Annotated in this window: 15 protein-coding genes; 11 read left to right on the forward strand and 4 right to left on the reverse strand. The window is 65.2% G+C overall.

Translation table 11 applies throughout. From position 1 onward, the window contains the following. The first annotated feature begins 45 nt into the window (after positions 1-45). The 7 genes from AB4Y42_RS06980 (at position 46) to AB4Y42_RS07010 (ending at position 8007) form a co-directional block, all read left to right on the forward strand. Positions 46-1218 (forward strand): ABC transporter ATP-binding protein, encoded by a 1173-nt coding sequence (locus AB4Y42_RS06980; protein ID WP_368693746.1) that lies wholly within the window; start codon positions 46-48, stop codon positions 1216-1218. Between the two features lie 23 nt (positions 1219-1241). After that, positions 1242-3242 (forward strand): beta-galactosidase, encoded by a 2001-nt coding sequence (locus tag AB4Y42_RS06985; RefSeq protein ID WP_368691133.1) that lies wholly within the window; start codon positions 1242-1244, stop codon positions 3240-3242. A 62-nt stretch (positions 3243-3304) separates the two neighbouring features. Further along, positions 3305-4567, forward strand: a complete 1263-nt coding sequence (locus tag AB4Y42_RS06990) for an ABC transporter substrate-binding protein (protein ID WP_368691132.1) — start codon at positions 3305-3307, stop codon at positions 4565-4567. Between the two features lie 143 nt (positions 4568-4710). Further along, complete coding sequence (locus AB4Y42_RS06995) at positions 4711-5610, forward strand: carbohydrate ABC transporter permease (RefSeq protein ID WP_368691175.1); 900 nt, start codon at positions 4711-4713, stop codon at positions 5608-5610. A 20-nt stretch (positions 5611-5630) separates the two neighbouring features. Next, entirely contained in the window at positions 5631-6482 is an 852-nt protein-coding gene (locus AB4Y42_RS07000) for a carbohydrate ABC transporter permease (RefSeq protein ID WP_324159796.1), read from the forward strand. A gap of 95 nt (positions 6483-6577) precedes the next feature. Continuing rightward, positions 6578-7081 (forward strand): pyridoxamine 5'-phosphate oxidase family protein, encoded by a 504-nt coding sequence (locus tag AB4Y42_RS07005; protein ID WP_368691131.1) that lies wholly within the window; start codon positions 6578-6580, stop codon positions 7079-7081. Between the two features lie 122 nt (positions 7082-7203). Beyond that, positions 7204-8007, forward strand: a complete 804-nt coding sequence (locus AB4Y42_RS07010) for an FRG domain-containing protein (RefSeq protein WP_368691130.1) — start codon at positions 7204-7206, stop codon at positions 8005-8007. Positions 8008-8034: 27 nt separating this feature from the next. Here AB4Y42_RS07010 and AB4Y42_RS07015 read toward each other — a convergent pair whose 3' ends face one another. After that, positions 8035-8331, reverse strand: a complete 297-nt coding sequence (locus tag AB4Y42_RS07015; protein WP_368691129.1) for a YciI family protein — start codon at positions 8329-8331, stop codon at positions 8035-8037. 33 nt (positions 8332-8364) lie between these two features. After that, the gene (locus tag AB4Y42_RS07020) at positions 8365-8952 is read right to left on the reverse strand and encodes an NUDIX domain-containing protein (RefSeq protein WP_368691128.1); all 588 of its coding nucleotides are present in this window, start codon (positions 8950-8952) and stop codon (positions 8365-8367) included. A gap of 103 nt (positions 8953-9055) precedes the next feature. On the opposite strand from AB4Y42_RS07020, the gene AB4Y42_RS07025 reads away from it, so the two are divergent. Then, on the forward strand, positions 9056-9811 hold the full coding sequence (locus AB4Y42_RS07025; RefSeq protein ID WP_321923725.1) for a DeoR/GlpR family DNA-binding transcription regulator: 756 nt from the start codon (positions 9056-9058) through the stop codon (positions 9809-9811). Between the two features lie 21 nt (positions 9812-9832). Here AB4Y42_RS07025 and AB4Y42_RS07030 read toward each other — a convergent pair whose 3' ends face one another. Continuing rightward, complete coding sequence (locus tag AB4Y42_RS07030; RefSeq protein ID WP_368691126.1) at positions 9833-10969, reverse strand: peptidyl-alpha-hydroxyglycine alpha-amidating lyase family protein; 1137 nt, start codon at positions 10967-10969, stop codon at positions 9833-9835. A 219-nt stretch (positions 10970-11188) separates the two neighbouring features. On the opposite strand from AB4Y42_RS07030, the gene AB4Y42_RS07035 reads away from it, so the two are divergent. The 3 genes from AB4Y42_RS07035 (at position 11189) to AB4Y42_RS07045 (ending at position 13247) form a co-directional block, all read left to right on the forward strand. Next, positions 11189-12226: a helix-turn-helix domain-containing protein gene (locus tag AB4Y42_RS07035; protein WP_368693747.1), complete on the forward strand. Its 1038-nt coding sequence runs from the start codon at positions 11189-11191 to the stop codon at positions 12224-12226. Between the two features lie 31 nt (positions 12227-12257). Then, complete coding sequence (locus tag AB4Y42_RS07040; protein WP_368691124.1) at positions 12258-12686, forward strand: hypothetical protein; 429 nt, start codon at positions 12258-12260, stop codon at positions 12684-12686. 273 nt (positions 12687-12959) lie between these two features. Beyond that, positions 12960-13247 carry a hypothetical protein gene (locus AB4Y42_RS07045; RefSeq protein ID WP_368691123.1) on the forward strand — a complete coding sequence of 96 codons (288 nt, stop codon included), beginning with the start codon at positions 12960-12962 and terminating at the stop codon, positions 13245-13247. Positions 13248-13322: 75 nt separating this feature from the next. Here AB4Y42_RS07045 and AB4Y42_RS07050 read toward each other — a convergent pair whose 3' ends face one another. Continuing rightward, positions 13323-14891 carry a methyl-accepting chemotaxis protein gene (locus AB4Y42_RS07050; RefSeq protein ID WP_368691122.1) on the reverse strand — a complete coding sequence of 523 codons (1569 nt, stop codon included), beginning with the start codon at positions 14889-14891 and terminating at the stop codon, positions 13323-13325. Positions 14892-15006 lie beyond the last annotated feature (115 nt).

Below are 15006 nucleotides of genomic sequence, written 5' to 3' on the forward strand. Positions count from 1 at the left end.
CGCTTAATCTCCGTTTCGTGCTGATTAGAACATGGAGACGGGACGATGGCGAGCATTTCGTTGCGCGGCGTTCAGAAGGCATACGGCGAGAATGCGCCGGTGATTCGCAACGTCGATCTGGAGATCGGCAGGAACGAGTTCTGTGTATTCCTCGGCCCTTCGGGCTGCGGCAAGTCCACGCTGCTGCGCATGATCGCGGGCCTGGAAGACGTGACCGACGGCGATATTTCGATCGGCGGCAAGCTCGTGAACGACGTGAGCGCCGCGCAGCGCGGCGTGGCCATGGTGTTCCAGAGCTACGCGCTGTTCCCGCACATGACCGTGTACGAGAACATGGCGTTCGGCCTCAAGCTCGCGAAAACGCCGAAGGCCGAGATCGATCGCAAGGTGCGCGAAGCCGCACGCATTCTGCAGCTCGAGGCGTTGCTCGAGCGTCACCCCAAGGCGCTTTCGGGCGGCCAGCGGCAGCGCGTGGCGATTGGCCGCGCGATCGTGCGCGAGCCCGGCGTGTTCCTGTTCGACGAGCCGCTTTCCAATCTCGACGCCACCTTGCGCGGCCAGACGCGTATCGAGATCGCGCGCCTGCATCGCCAGTTCGAAGAGGCGAGCGTGGTGTACGTGACGCACGATCAGATCGAGGCGATGACGCTCGCCGACAAGATCGTCCTGCTGCATAGCGGTAAGGATACCGAACGGTACGGCAGCATCGCCCAGGTGGGCGCGCCGCTCGAGCTTTATCACCGGCCCGCGAGCCGCTTCGTGGCGGGCTTCATCGGCTCGCCGCGCATGAATTTTTTGCCGGCGCGCGTGGCCGCCATCGAGGCGAACGGCGTGAGCGTCACGCTCGACGAAAGCGGCGAAACGGTACGGCTGCCGGTGCAAGGCGCGCGGCTCGCCGTGGGCGCGCCGGTCACGTTCGGCGTGCGTCCCGAGCATCTCGAACTGGTGGTGGATGGCGTGGCCTCACGCACCTCGCGCGATGCTCAGGATGCCTTGACGATTGCGCGCGCCATCACGCTGGTCGAGGAGCTCGGCGAGCACAGCTATGTGCATCTCGAGCAGCCGGGCGGGGCGGTGCTCGTCGCCAAGGCGCCCGGCGATGCCCGGCTGGGTAGCGGCGACACCGTGCAGTTCCGTGCGAACGCGAGCGCCTGCCATCTGTTCGCGGAAGACGGCTTCGCCGTCGCGCCGCTCGCTACCGCCGATCAACCCGCATGACAACAACGAGCGAGGACACAGGGATGCGTCTTGGAGTCTGCTATTACCCGGAGCACTGGCCGGAGGCCATGTGGAAAGACGACGCCGCGCGCATGAAGGCGCTCGGCATCGCGCAGGTGCGTATCGCCGAGTTCGCGTGGAGCCGCATCGAGCCGACGCCCGGAGAATTCGACTGGGGCTGGCTCGATCGCGCGATCGACACGCTCGGCGACGCCGGCCTGCAAGTGGTGATGTGCACGCCCACGGCCACGCCGCCCAAGTGGCTGATCGACCAGCATCCGGACATCCTGCCCGTGGGCGCCGATGGCCGCGTGCGCGGGTTCGGCTCGCGGCGCCACTACGATTTTTCGTCGCCGGCGTATTACGAGGCTTCGCGGCGCATCTGCGAGGCGGTCGCCGCGCGTTATGGCCAGCATCCCGCCGTCGCGTACTGGCAAACCGATAACGAGTACGGCTGCCATCAAACGGTGGTCAGCTACTCGCCGGCGGCGGTGCAGCGCTTTCGCGAATGGCTCAGCGTGCGTTACGGCAGCATCGACGCGCTCAACACCGCCTGGGGCACCGTGTTCTGGAGCATGGAGTACCGCAGCTTCGACGAAATCGAGGCGCCCGTTGGCACCGTGACCGAGGCGCATCCGTCGCACCGGCTCGACTACCAGCGCTTCGCCTCCGACGAAGTGCAGCGCTACAACCGCATGCAGGTCGATATCCTGCGCGCGCATTCGCCGGGCCGGCCCATCGTGCACAACTTCATGCAGCTCTTCATGGAGTTCGATCACTACAAGGTCGCCGCCGATCTCGACGTCGCGGCGTGGGACAGCTATCCGCTCGGCGCGCTCGACCAGCAGTGGTACGCGCCCGACGTGAAGGCGCGCTATCTGCGCACCGGCCACCCGGACTTCGCCTCGTTCAATCACGACGTGTATCGCGGGATGTCGAAGCTGCCGTTCTGGGTCATGGAGCAGCAGCCCGGTCCCGTGAACTGGGCCCACTGGAACCCCGCGCCGCTGCCGGGCATGGTGCGCCTCTGGAGCTGGGAAGCGTTCGCGCACGGCGCGGGCTGCGTGTCGTATTTCCGCTGGCGCCAGGCGCCGTTCGCGCAGGAGCAGATGCACGCGGGCCTGAATACGCCCGACAACCGCCCCGACCTCGGCAGCGCGGAGGCGGCGCGCGTGGCCGAGGAAATCGAGGCCGTGCTCGCGGCGGCGAAGGGCGGCCGCGATTTCGACGTGAAGACGCCGGTTGCGCTCGTGCTCGATTACGAGGCGAAGTGGCTGTTCGAGATTCATCCGCAGGGCGCAGATTTCCACTATCCGCGCTTCGCTGTCGAGTACTACTCGGCGCTGCGCGCGCTCGGCTTCGACGTGGATATCGTTTCGGTGCACGCGCCGCTCGACGGCTACCGGCTCGTGGTCGTGCCGCCGCTGCCCGTCGTGCCCGACGACTTCGTGCAGCGCCTCGCCAGTTCGGGCGCGCAAGTGGTGATCGGCCCGCGCACGGGCTCGAAAACCGCCGATCTGCAGATTCCCGCCAACCTGCCGCCCGGGCCGCTCGCGGCGCTGCTGCCGCTGCGCGTGTGGCGCGTGGAGTCGCTGCGGCCCAACATCAGCGAGCCGGTGCGCTTCGAGCTGGACGGCGCGCACGAAGGCCACGCGCGCCACTGGCGCGATCTGATCGAACTCGGCGCCAACACCGGCGAAAACGAATGGGCCGTGCCGGAAGTGCGCGCGACGTTCAGCGACGGCCATCCCGCTTATGTGAAGAGCGGCGCGGTCCACTACCTCGCGAGCCTGTTCGACGAAGCGAGCACGCAGGCGCTCTTTGCGCGCGTGGCGCGCGAGGCGGGCCTCACGCCGCAGCCGCTCGGCGACGCGATCCGCGTGAGCCGGCGCGGCGGCTTCACCTGGGTGTTCAACTACGGGCCGGGCACGCACACGCTTTCTGCGGATATTCCCGACGATGCATACGTGATCGGCTCGCGTACGATAGAGCCGCAGGGCGTGAGCGCTTACCGTTCGCAATAGACGCATATGTGCAGTTCCTGACGATGCAGCACCGACAACGACGTATAACCAAGGAGACACGCATGATCGGCAAGACCTTCAGACCACGCACCCTGCTCGTTGCTGCGATGCTGGCGGCGGGCGCGCTTGCAGGCACGTTTGCGAGCGCGGCGCAGGCCGGCACGCTCGAAATGAACATTGCCTACAAGGGCGCAAGCCAGCGCGCCGTGTGGGAACAGGTGATCGACGAGTTCAAGAAGACGCACCCCGGCACCGACGTGAAGGTGTCGTTCGTCGACGAGGAGGCCTACAAGGTCCAGTTGCCGAACTGGCTTACGACCGCGCCGCCCGACATCGTGAACTGGCACGACGGCGAACGCATGGCCTACTACGCGAAACGCGGCCTTTTCGCGGACCTTTCGGACGACTGGAAGAAGAACAACTGGGACAGCATGTACGCCTCGACGAAGGAAGCGTCGTCGTACCAGGGCAAGCAGTACGCCGCGCCCACGGTCTATTACTCGTGGGGCATGTTCTATCGCAAGGATCTGTTCGACAAGGTGGGTATCAAGAGCGAGCCGAAAACGTGGAATGAATTCCTCGATGCCTGCAAGAAGCTCAAGGCCGCGGGCATCGCGCCGATCGCCGTGGCCGGGCGCGACGCGTGGACGCTGGCGGGCTGGTTCGACTATCTGGACCTGCGCCTGAACGGCAACGCGTTCCACCAGAAGCTGATGGCGGGCGAAGTGCCGTATACCGACCCGCGCGTGAAAAAGGTCTATGTGACGTGGAAGCAGTTGCTCGACGACGGCGACTTCATTCCCAATTCGCTCTCGTACGATCTCGATGCGGCGCAGCCGTTCCTGTTCCAGGGTAAGGCCGCGATGATGCTGATGGGCACCTTCATCACGGGCGGTTTCAGCCCGACGGTCAAGCAGCAGATGGGCTACTTCCAGTTCCCGATCATCGACCCGAACGTGCCGACCGCCGAAGACGGTCCGGTCGAATCGCTGCATATTCCGGGCAAGGCGAAGAACAAGGCCGAAGCGCGTGCGTTCCTCGCATTTGCGGAGACGCCGGATGTCGGCGCGCAGCTTGCCAAGGGGCTGGGTTCGCTTTCGGCCAACAGCAAGTCGCCGGAGCCCGAAGACCCGATTTCGAAGATCGGCTTCCAGATCCTCTCGAACACGAAGGGCGGCATCGCACAGTTCTATGACCGCGACATGACGAAGGAGATGGCCGACGAAGGTATGAAGGGCATGCAGCAGTTCGTGTCCGATCCGACCAAGCTCGACTCGATTCTCGCGCAGCTCGAGCAGACGCGTCAGCGGATCTACAAGAAGTAAGGTGTTCGAAGCGAAGGCGGGCGGTGCGTCGGCGCTACCCGCCGGGTAATCAAGTGGAGGTTTTTGCCGTGAGACAGGCAGTGAGTCACACCGTTGCGCATCGCGTGGACGGCGCCGCGCCGGCAGATGGCGAGAACGGCGGCATGCCGCACGCAAGTCGCAGGGGCATCCAGCCGCGCCGCCGCGCGTCGCCCACCGCGCGGCGCCAGCGCCGTGCCGCGTGCCTCTTTCTCGCGCCCGCGGTCATCATGTTCGCGGTCTACGTGATCTGGCCGATTCTCTCCACGCTGCGTCTGTCGCTCTACAACTGGGACGGCATGACCGAAGCGAGTTTCGTGGGTTTCGCGAACTACATCGAGCTGTTCCACTCGCCCACGTTCTACACGGCGCTCAAGAACAACGTGATCTGGCTGGTGCTGTTCCTGCTCGCGCCGCCGATGGGTCTCGCGATCGCGCTGTACCTCAACCAGGCCGTGGGCGGCATCCGCATCGTCAAGTCGCTGTTCTTCGCGCCGTTCGTGCTTTCGGGCGTGGTGGTGGGCCTCATCTACTCGTGGTTCTACGACCCCACGTTCGGCCTGCTCGCGCTCATGCTGGGCCGCGGCATTCCCGTGCTCGGCGACCCGAACTACGCCACGCCTGGCATCATCTTTGCCGCGCTCTGGCCGCAAACCGCGTACTGCATGATCCTCTATCTCACGGGCCTCACCACGCTCAACAGCGAGCAGATCGAGGCCGCGCGCATGGAAGGCGCGAAGGGTTGGACCATGCTCTGGCACGTGATCCTGCCGCAGCTGCGGCCCGTTACGTTCATGGCCGTGGTGGTCACGGTCATCGGCGCGCTGCGCAGCTTCGACCTCATCTCCGTGATGACGGGCGGCGGGCCGTTCGAAAGCTCGACCGTGCTCGCGTATTACATGTACGACCAGGCGATCAAATACTACCGGCTCGGTTATTCGGCCGCGATTGCCGTCGTGCTGTTCGCGATCATGCTGCTCTACATCGTCTATCACCTGCGCCGGCTGCTGCGCAGCGAGCACTGAATCTGCCACGAGGAGCCCCCATGTTTCCGATTCCGGTCGACAAATGGAAGCCCGCGTCGCGCCGCCTGTACAAGCTCTCGCTGCCGGTGGCGCTCGTCATCTGGCTGCTGCCGCTGATTGCCGTGCTGGTCACCTCGGTGCGCTCCACCGAAGAACTGAGCGAAGGCAACTACTGGGGCTGGCCTCGGCACTTCGCGATGATCGAGAACTATCGCGACGCGCTCACGACGTCGCCGATGCTCCACTACTTCTGGAACAGCGTGCAGATCACGCTGCCCGCCGTGGCCGGGGCGATCGCGCTCGCGGCGCTGGCGGGCTATGCGCTGGCCATCTACCGCTTTCCGGGCAATGCGGCGCTGTTCGCGACCTTCGTTGCGGGCAACTTCGTGCCGATCCAGGTGCTGATGATTCCGGTGCGCGACCTCACGCTCAGGCTGGGGCTCTACAACACCGTTGGCGGCCTGATCCTGTTCCATCTGTCGTTTCAGACCGGTTTTTGCGCGCTGTTCCTGCGCAACTTCATCAAGCAGCTGCCGTTCGAACTCGTGGAGGCCGCGCGCATCGAGGGCGCGAACGAATGGACCGTGTTCGTGCGCATCGTGCTGCCGCTCATTCGCCCGGCACTCGCCGCGCTCGCCATTCTCGTCTTCACGTTCGTCTGGAACGACTACTTCTGGGCGCTGTGCCTGACCCAGGGCGACGACGCTGCGCCGATCACGGTGGGCGTTGCGGCCCTCAAGGGACAGTGGACCACGGCATGGAACCTCGTTTCCGCAGGCTCGGTCCTGGCTGCCTTGCCTTCGGTGATGATGTTCTTCGCAATGCAGAAGCACTTCGTGGCGGGGCTCACGTTCGGCGCGACCAAGGGCTGAACGGTTGCTGAAAGGCGGGGCGATTTGACTTCGGCGCAGCGCTACGGTCCAATTTCAGACGACCCGACGCAAGTCACGCCCGCAAGGAACGCCCCATGCAGCAAAACGAACCGGCCCCGCGGCCGACGCAGCCCGCATCGCCCACGCAACTGCCCGCATCGCTCGTGCGCGAATTCGACGGCGAGCACCTCGAAGCGCGTCTTGCCGATGCGGTTCGCCTTTCGACCGTCAGCGAGGACGGCTGGCCGCACGGCGCGCAACTGAGCGCGGGAGAGATCCTGGCCGTGGACGCGACCACGCTGCTCATCGCGCTCTGGCCGCAGTCCAGCACCACCGCCAACCTCATGCGCGACGGCCGCCTCACGCTCTCGCTCGTGCATGACGGCGCGCTGCTGGAGATTCGCGCACGCTCACACGCCGTGGCCCAGCGGCAAACGGCGCTCGGACTGAGCGTATTTCGCGTGGAAATCGAATCTGTCACCGGGCATCGCGCGAAGTATGCCGAGGTGCTGAGCGGCGTGACGTTCCGGCTCTACGAGCCCGAACAGGTGCTTTCGCGCTGGCGCGAGCAGATCGCGATGCTGCGTACATTCGCCTGAGTTTGCACGCCGTGCATGGCGAAACCTTCGTGATGTTGTCATTGTCGATGTGCTAGCGTGTCCAGCGGGGCGCGTTTCGCGCGACCCGGCGCAACGCAACGACAAACGCTACCGGAACCACGATGCAGACCACGGTACTCACAGACTGGCAGCAATTCATGGCGCTGACCACGCAGCTCGACGGCTGGGCGTTTCGCGGCCAGCAGAACGCGCAGTGGCACCTCGAAAGCTCGCTCACGCGCTATATGCGCGACTACGTGGGCGACCGGCTGCAATGGCGCCAGCGCGAGGAGCGCGCCATTCGTGTGTTTCGCCGCAAGGCGCACAACTTTCTCGCGCATCCGGACCTGCTCAAGGACGACCTGCGCTGTCTCGCGCTCATGCAGCACCACGGCGCGCCCACGCGGCTGCTCGATTTCACCAAGAGCCCGTTCGTCGCGGCCTTCTTCGCGCTCGAGCGCGCAACCGGCGACTCGGCCGTCTACGCGCTGAACACGCCTGCGCTCTGGAACAGCCGCGCGCTGCCCAAGGCCAATCCCACTCTAACGCGCGACGTGATCGACCCGCGCGCACACGACAACTTCGAGCGCTACTTCTTTAGCAACACGAACGAAATTCTCTGGTCGGGCGAACCCACGGAGATGGACGACCGGCTCGTCGCGCAGTCGGGCACGTTCGTCGTGCCGGGTGTGATCGACAAGCCGTTGCAGGCCATTCTGGAAGGCTACGAGAGCCACGAGGAACTGCTGCACAAGATCGTGCTGCCCGAGCGCATCCGCATGGACGCAATGAAGTGGCTCTACCGCATGAACATCACGAATGCGTCGCTGTTTCCGGGGCTCGACGGGCTCGCGCGATCCATTGCGGTGGAACTCGAGATCGTGTGGTCGGGCATGATCGTGCCGGTTGCGGGCTCGGCAAACTGAACCGGCGCTAGCCCGCAACGGCGGCATTCACGGCGTTTCGGGTCGCGGCAGATTGAGGCCGGGCGCGAGGCGCGTGGCCTTGAATTCCGTCACTTCGTAGTTGGCGACGCCCTGCTGCGCGAAGGGATCGGCGGCGAGCAACGCGTCGAGCCGTTCGCGCGGCATGTGCGAGGCGATGATCACGCCGCCGTCGCGCGGCATCTTCGGGCCGGCGGCAATGAAATTGCCGGCTTCGAACTGCGCGTCGAGGTACGCGCGATGCGCGGGCAGGGCGTCGTCGATGCGTTCGAGCGAAGCGGAATAGAACAGCGAAACGATGTACATGGATGATCGAAAAAAAACGGGCGAAGCGTCATGTTAGCGCGCGAGACCGCGCAACGCCGCGTGTTGTAGCAGCATGATCGTCTTGCCGTCCATAATCTCGCCGTGCTCGATCATCCTCAGCGCCTCGCCAAGCGGCACTTCGACCACTTCCAGATCCTCGCCTTCCTCCTCGACGCCGCCGCCTGCGCCGGGCCGCTCGGCGGGGTCGTATTCGCCGAGGTAGAAATAAAGCTTCTCGGTCACGGAGCCGGGGCTCATGTACGCCTCGAACACCTTGCGCAGGTTGCGCACGCGGTAGCCCGTTTCTTCCTCGACTTCGGCGCGAATGCGCTCGTCGGGCGCGGCGTCGTCGAGCAGGCCGCCCGGGGCCTCGATCATCATGCCGTCGTGTCCGTTGACGAACGTCGGCATGCGAAATTGCCGCGTGAGCACGACGTTGCCGCTGCGCGGGTCGTGCAGCAGGATGGTCGCGCCGTTGCCGCGATCGTAGGTTTCGCGGCTCTGGCGCTGCCACGTGCCGTTGCTGCGCAGGAAATCGAAGGTCACCTTGCGGAGCACATACCAGTCGTCGGACAGCACGGTGGTTTCGATCATTCGCACGCGGTCTTTCGTTGCAGTCATCTCGTTCCCCTTGGTCAGCATTCGCCATCCATGGTATCGTGCAGTTTCGTGCAAAATCAAGAAAATTCGTGCAAACCCGTGTAACCCGGTGCGGGCCATTCTCATGCTCACAGATCAACGAAAGAAAGCGATACTCGCGGCGCTCAAGCGCGACGGGCAGGTGCTCGCCGGCGAACTGAGCGCGCAATTCGGCGTTTCCGAGGACACGGTGCGGCGCGACCTGCGCGAACTGGCGGCCGAAGGCCTGTTGCAGCGCGTGCATGGCGGCGCGCTGCCGGCTTCGCCGGCGGTGGCGCCGATTGCCGAGCGACGCGGCATGGAGGTGGCGGCCAAGCGGCGCATCGCGCAAAAGGCCGCGGACATGATCGCGCCCGGGCAGGTGGCGATCGTCGACGGCGGCACGACCTCGGCGCTTCTGGTCGAATGCCTGCCGCGCGACCTGCAGGCGACCATCGTCACGCATAGCCCCGGCGTCGCGGTGGCGCTCGCCGAGCATCCCGCCATCGAGGTCGTGCTGATCGGCGGGAAGCTCTACAAGCATTCGGTGGTGACCGTGGGCGCGGCGGCCGTGGAGGCGATCGCGCATATCCACGCGGACCTGTACTTCATGGGCGTGACGGGCGTGCACGTACAGGCCGGGCTCAGCACCGGCGATTTCGAGGAATCCTATGTAAAGCGCGCGCTAGCCGCGCGCGCGGCCGAAACGGTCGTCCTGGCGTCGGCCGCGAAGCTCAACGCTGCCTCGCCGTACTGCATCGGTCCGATCGGCATGGCGCAGACCATCGTCGTCGAGCGTTCGACGGATGCGAAGCTGATCGAGCCGATCGAAGCGGCCGGCGTGACGGTGGTGCGCGCTTGAGTGCGTGAGCGCGCCGTCACGCTAGGCGTGCAGCACCAGCTTCTGCACGCGCCAGTTCAGCAGCTCGGCGACGAACAGCACGTTTTTCGCGGGGCACGCCATTTCGTGGATCCAGCCGAACTGCTTCAACTGCTTGCCCGATTCGCCCAATACGCCGAGCAACTCGCCGTCGAGGCTCAACTTGTAGATGCGGCCCGGGTAAGCGTCGGAGCTGTACAGCACCTGATCGGGCCCGGGCGAGATGCAGATCGCCCATGGCGAGCCCGGTGCGAGCGTGCCCGCGGCAATCGTCGCTTCGTCCGGCACGTTGCCGATGGCGGGCCGCGCACCGGGCGGCACGGGAACGTCGATCGTGAATTGCCGCAGGAACTTGCCATCCGTGTCGAAGACCTGAATCCGGCGATTGCTTCGGTCTGCGACATAAATGCGGTCCTGCGCGTCGACCGCAATGCTGTGCGGCGTATGGAACTGTCCGGGCCCGGTGCCGCGCTCGCCCCATGACTTGAGCCAGTTGCCGTCCTTGTCGACCTTCGCCACGCGCGAGTTGATATAGCCGTCGCTGATGTAGGTGTTGCCGGCGGCGTCCCAGGCGACGTCGGTGACCTGTCGAAAGCGTCCGGGCTCGGCCGGCAAGGGCGGGTTCGGATGCTTGAGCGGCGCCGTCTCTTCGTCGGCCGCTTCCTGCTTGCGGCCGAACACCATCGCGACGCGGCCATCCGGCGTGAACTTGATCACCATGTCCGAGCCCTTGTCCGTCACCCAGATGTTGTCCTGGCGGTCGACCTTCACGGTGTGGGCAAACGACCACGCGTAGAGGTTGTGGCCGATTTCCCTGACGAACTGTCCATTAGCCGAAAATTCCAGCAATTGCGCGGCGGCGGCGCCATAAGCCGGCCCCGTGGTATTGCCGCGCGAGAGCACGAAAATGTGTCCGTGCGAATTCACCGCGACGCCGGAGCATTCGCCGAAATACATGTCTACCGGCAGTCGCACCGGGTTGGCAATGGAATCGTAAGCGATGGACGGAACCGTTTGGGTCTGGCCGAAAGCCGGCGCGGTGGCCAGGGCGGCGCTTGCCGCGAGGAACTGGCGACGCGTGAACGCACCCTGTAACAGGCCGCCGCAGCATGGACAGCCGATCGAATGAAGCGGGCTCATCGAACCTTCCTCCTCTTCGCCGAAGACGGCGGCGAGCGTTGTGCATTGCAACCCTTTCGGCGCGTCGGACGGCCGCCCGTCCTGCGCCTGGCAAGGCGCGTTCCCCCTACTCGTTATTCCTGGTCGCGCCCCCCTAAAGAATATGCCCGCGCAACCGATAGCGCAGTAGTCGAGTGGAGGATACCCATCCCATAGTCGTTTCGCATACCACGGTGGCCCATGAGCCCAACGCCCAATTCCCTGCCTCATTCCGCGTTCGATACCAGCGTCTTGCCGCGCGACCAGCAGTTTTCCGCGTGGCGCGAGGCGGTGAGCGTCATCTTCGACACGCAGACCGCCGAATCGCGCGATGCGGGATTCGGCACCAGTGTCACCGGCTATCTGTTCGGCGACGTGGTGCTGGGCTCGATACGCACCGGCGCGCAGCGCTACGACCGCTCGAACGCGAAGATCGGGCGCGACGGCCACGATCAATATATTCTGCAGTTCTATCTAGGCGGCCATTGCCGCGCACGCGACGGCGGACCGGAAACGTGTACGCAACCGGGCGACATGTTCATCGTGGACGCGGCCCAGCCGCTCGCAACCGACACCACGCAGAGCGAATTCCTCAATCTGGCGGTGCCGCGGCGCTTGCTTGCCCCTTTGCTGACGGCGCCCGACCAGCAGAGCATGCGGGTGATACGCGGCGCCGATCCCACGGTTGCGTTGCTGCGCGAGCACCTGGGCGCGCTTTATCGGCACGCCCCGCAGATGACGCTCACCCACGCCCAGGCCGTCATGCCCGCAACGCTTCAGCTCGCGGCCAGCGCGCTCAACGCGCTCAACGCGAGCGTGAGCCCGGAACACGTGCCGGCCGTTCAGCAGTGCGCATTCGTGTCGATCTGCCGCTATGTGGAGAAGCGCCTGACCGATCCGCAACTGAACGCGGAATCCGTTGCGCATGCCTTCGGCATCTCGCGTGCCACGCTGTACCGCCTGTTCGAGCAGGAGGGCGGCTTTGCGACTTATGTGCGCGAGCGCCGCTTGCGGCGCTGCCGCGAGATGCTCGCCGACCCGGCGCGACGCACCATGACGATTGCCGACATCGCCGCCGCACACGGATTCACCGACGCGGCGAATTTCACACGCGCATTTCGCCGCTCGATTGGCCTCTCGCCGCGGGCGGTACGGATGCTGGCGCTCAATGGCGATACCGAGGTGGCGAAAGAGGCGAGCGCGGACGACTGGCGCTACTGGATGGCCTTGATGCGTTGAGCATGAAACGCGCGGATCGTGCAAGCCGCGTGTGAGACAAAACAACAAGTATTTGAGACATAGCGACAGATTTGGCCCCAAACACTGCCGATTCATTGCCGCGTCATGCGCCGCCTGCAAAGATGCAGACGCCTGCGAGATCCAGGCAAACGGGGGAAACATGAAAAAGGCCCATAAAAGGCCGCGACAAGGCGGCCTGTACTACTACGAAGCGGCGTATTCGCTCGAACTCGCGCGCGGCGCGTCGCACATTTCCAGCATGCTTTCGGCGGCGACACAGGAAGGCGCCGTGCAGGAAGTGATGCGCGAATTCATCGCGACGCACGGCAGGACCGCGCTGGACGCGTTTAGCTGGCTGCTGGCCGAGCGGCTGGACAAGCGTGGCTGCGCTGCGGCTGCCATGAAGGCCCGGGACTTCGACTCGTCCCGCCGGATGCCTGCGTTGGCTTGCGCAAGCTGAGCCGCAAACGGCTCGAAAGACACACGTGCCCGTATGGGCAGGTGTAAGGTCAACCTAAAGATTTCGTAATACCTGACGATAGAGCGATAGAGCAGTTGGCCGCGCCGGCATGCTGGCGCGCGGCGCCTTTTTGCGAACGGCCAGGCGTGCAGCCTGGCAAACAACAAGAACGCATCGAGAGCGGCGTGAGCGCAACGGTCGTGGCGGCATTCAGGGACGATAGCGTGGTCATGGCTGCTCACGTCGTCGAGAGATTGGCAGAACTACGATTACGTGCGGATCGACGATAGCGCCGAAAGCACGGTGCAGATGGCGACGGCGCGCGGCGTACTGCTGAATGCCACGCTACAGCAGTCGTCGGCGCAGGATACGCGTGATTCGAAGTACGAACGAGGTTTGCTCGTCTCCGACGTGAACACGCCGGAAAATACCTCGCGCTCGACGGACCTGCTTTCGATGCTCGAACCGCTGATCGACAAAGGCGACGCCACGCGCGACACCGCCGCATGGCAGCAGGCGCTCGCAAAGATCCACGCGATGATCTTGTTGAACAACGCATAGCATCAAGAGGCGGCCGATTCTCACCGGCGGCGCCTCGATCGATCGCCTCTAGTACCTCTAGCGCTTGTCCTGCGCTCAGTGCGCGAGCCTGAACGCCCCAACGGCGTCGCGCAGCGAGTCGGCCTGCTCGCTGAGCGCCATGGCCGCCGCGGCCGCCTCTTCCACGAGCGCGGCGTTCTGCTGCGAGACCTGGTCCATCTGCGAGACCGCGAGATTGACCTGCTCGATGCCGTCGCGCTGCTCCTCGGATGCGTTCGCGATCTCGCGCATGATGGTCGTCACGCGGCCAATCGACTCGCCGATCTCGTTCATCGTCTCGCCGGCCGAGCGCACATACTCCGAGCCCGACGAAACGTGCTCGACCGATTCGGCGATCAGTGTCTTGATCTCTTTGGCGGCCGCCGCCGAACGCTGCGCAAGCGAACGCACCTCGCTCGCGACCACGGCGAAGCCGCGGCCCTGTTCGCCCGCGCGCGCGGCTTCCACCGCCGCATTGAGCGCGAGGATATTGGTCTGGAACGCGATGCCTTCGATGATGCCGGTGATATCGGCGATCTTCTGCGAGCTGCCGTCGATGCGCTCCATCGTCTGCACCGCGTTGCTCACCACTTGCGAGCCGCGATCGGCGACTTCCTGCGCACTGTTGGCGAGCGTCTGCGCGGTGCGCGCGTTTTCGGCGTTCTGCTTGACCGTGGCGGTGAGCTGCTCCATGCTCGCGGCCGTTTCCTGCAGCGAGGCCGCCTGTTCTTCGGTGCGCTGCGACAGGTCGTCATTGCCGGCGGCGATCTGGCGCGTCGCCGTGGAAATGGACTCGGAGCTGTGGCTGACCTTGCGCACCGTGTGGGAGAGCGCGTCCTGCATGGCCTTGAGGCTCGCCACGAGGCGGCCCATTTCGTCGCTGGAACGCGTTTCGAGGTTGGCGGTCAGGTCGCCGTCCGCAATGCGCTGGAGCGCACCCTGCACGTTCTCGAGCGGGGCGGCGATGGCGCGGTGCAGTCCCGCGGCGCACACGCCCGCCACCGCGAGGCCGAGCACGATCAGCGCGATGCTGCCGGCCCGCAGCCACGAATAGCGGTCCTGCGCGCGGTCGAACGCCTGCTCGCCGTGCGCCTTCTGCCATGCCTCGAGCGCGGTCGAGGCCTTGGTGAGCGCCACCGAGAGCGGCGGAATCTGCTTCATCGCAATGTCATCCTGAGCCTGGCGGTCGCCTTGCTTGATCGCGGCCATGAGCGGCTGGATGCCTTGTTCCAGCATGCCGGTGAGGGCGGCCTGAACGCCGTCGGCGAGCGCCTGTTCTTCGGGCGCGTGCGGCAGCGAGCGGTAGACCTCCCAGGCCTTGTTCGAAGTGGCGAGATAGTTCTGCGCCTTGTCGAGCAGCGGCTGAACGTCGGGTGCGTCGGGGTGCAGGAGGATGCGGTCGAGCGTCGTGCGCGCGATGGTCAGATTCAGGTTGGTCTTGCCGATGTTGATGGCGGCGGCCAGCTGGTTCGAGTAGGCATAGCCGAGCGCCGTATTGGTGCGCGACATGCCTGCAAGGCCGGAAACGCCGGCTGCCACGATCAGCAAGGCCAGCACTCCGACCGCGATGCGCAGACGGACAGAGATAGAGAGTCGTGCAAACACGAAGAGGGCTCCAGAACGCAAGGGGCTACGTAGCAGAAAAACGGTCGTGCTTCGCGCGTGAGACGGCAAAGCACTGAACATGTTTACGGCGCTGGGCGAAGGAACTGAAGGTCGGCGCGGGAACCCTTGCGCAATG

It is taken from the genome of Paraburkholderia sp. EG286B (assembly GCF_040965655.1).
GTDB lineage: Bacteria > Pseudomonadota > Gammaproteobacteria > Burkholderiales > Burkholderiaceae > Paraburkholderia.

Excerpts from the sequence above, each read along its gene's own strand:
- AB4Y42_RS06980 (WP_368693746.1), top strand. The coding sequence starts at position 46 with ATGGCGAGCATTTCGTTGCGCGGCGTTCAGAAGGCATACGGCGAGAAT.
- AB4Y42_RS06985 (WP_368691133.1), top strand. The coding sequence starts at position 1,242 with ATGCGTCTTGGAGTCTGCTATTACCCGGAGCACTGGCCGGAGGCCATG.
- AB4Y42_RS06990 (WP_368691132.1), top strand. The coding sequence starts at position 3,305 with ATGATCGGCAAGACCTTCAGACCACGCACCCTGCTCGTTGCTGCGATG.
- AB4Y42_RS06995 (WP_368691175.1), top strand. The coding sequence starts at position 4,711 with ATGCCGCACGCAAGTCGCAGGGGCATCCAGCCGCGCCGCCGCGCGTCG.
- AB4Y42_RS07000 (WP_324159796.1), top strand. The coding sequence starts at position 5,631 with ATGTTTCCGATTCCGGTCGACAAATGGAAGCCCGCGTCGCGCCGCCTG.
- AB4Y42_RS07005 (WP_368691131.1), top strand. The coding sequence starts at position 6,578 with ATGCAGCAAAACGAACCGGCCCCGCGGCCGACGCAGCCCGCATCGCCC.
- AB4Y42_RS07010 (WP_368691130.1), top strand. The coding sequence starts at position 7,204 with ATGCAGACCACGGTACTCACAGACTGGCAGCAATTCATGGCGCTGACC.
- AB4Y42_RS07015 (WP_368691129.1), bottom strand. The coding sequence starts at position 8,331 with ATGTACATCGTTTCGCTGTTCTATTCCGCTTCGCTCGAACGCATCGAC.
- AB4Y42_RS07020 (WP_368691128.1), bottom strand. The coding sequence starts at position 8,952 with ATGACTGCAACGAAAGACCGCGTGCGAATGATCGAAACCACCGTGCTG.
- AB4Y42_RS07025 (WP_321923725.1), top strand. The coding sequence starts at position 9,056 with ATGCTCACAGATCAACGAAAGAAAGCGATACTCGCGGCGCTCAAGCGC.
- AB4Y42_RS07030 (WP_368691126.1), bottom strand. The coding sequence starts at position 10,969 with ATGAGCCCGCTTCATTCGATCGGCTGTCCATGCTGCGGCGGCCTGTTA.
- AB4Y42_RS07035 (WP_368693747.1), top strand. The coding sequence starts at position 11,189 with ATGAGCCCAACGCCCAATTCCCTGCCTCATTCCGCGTTCGATACCAGC.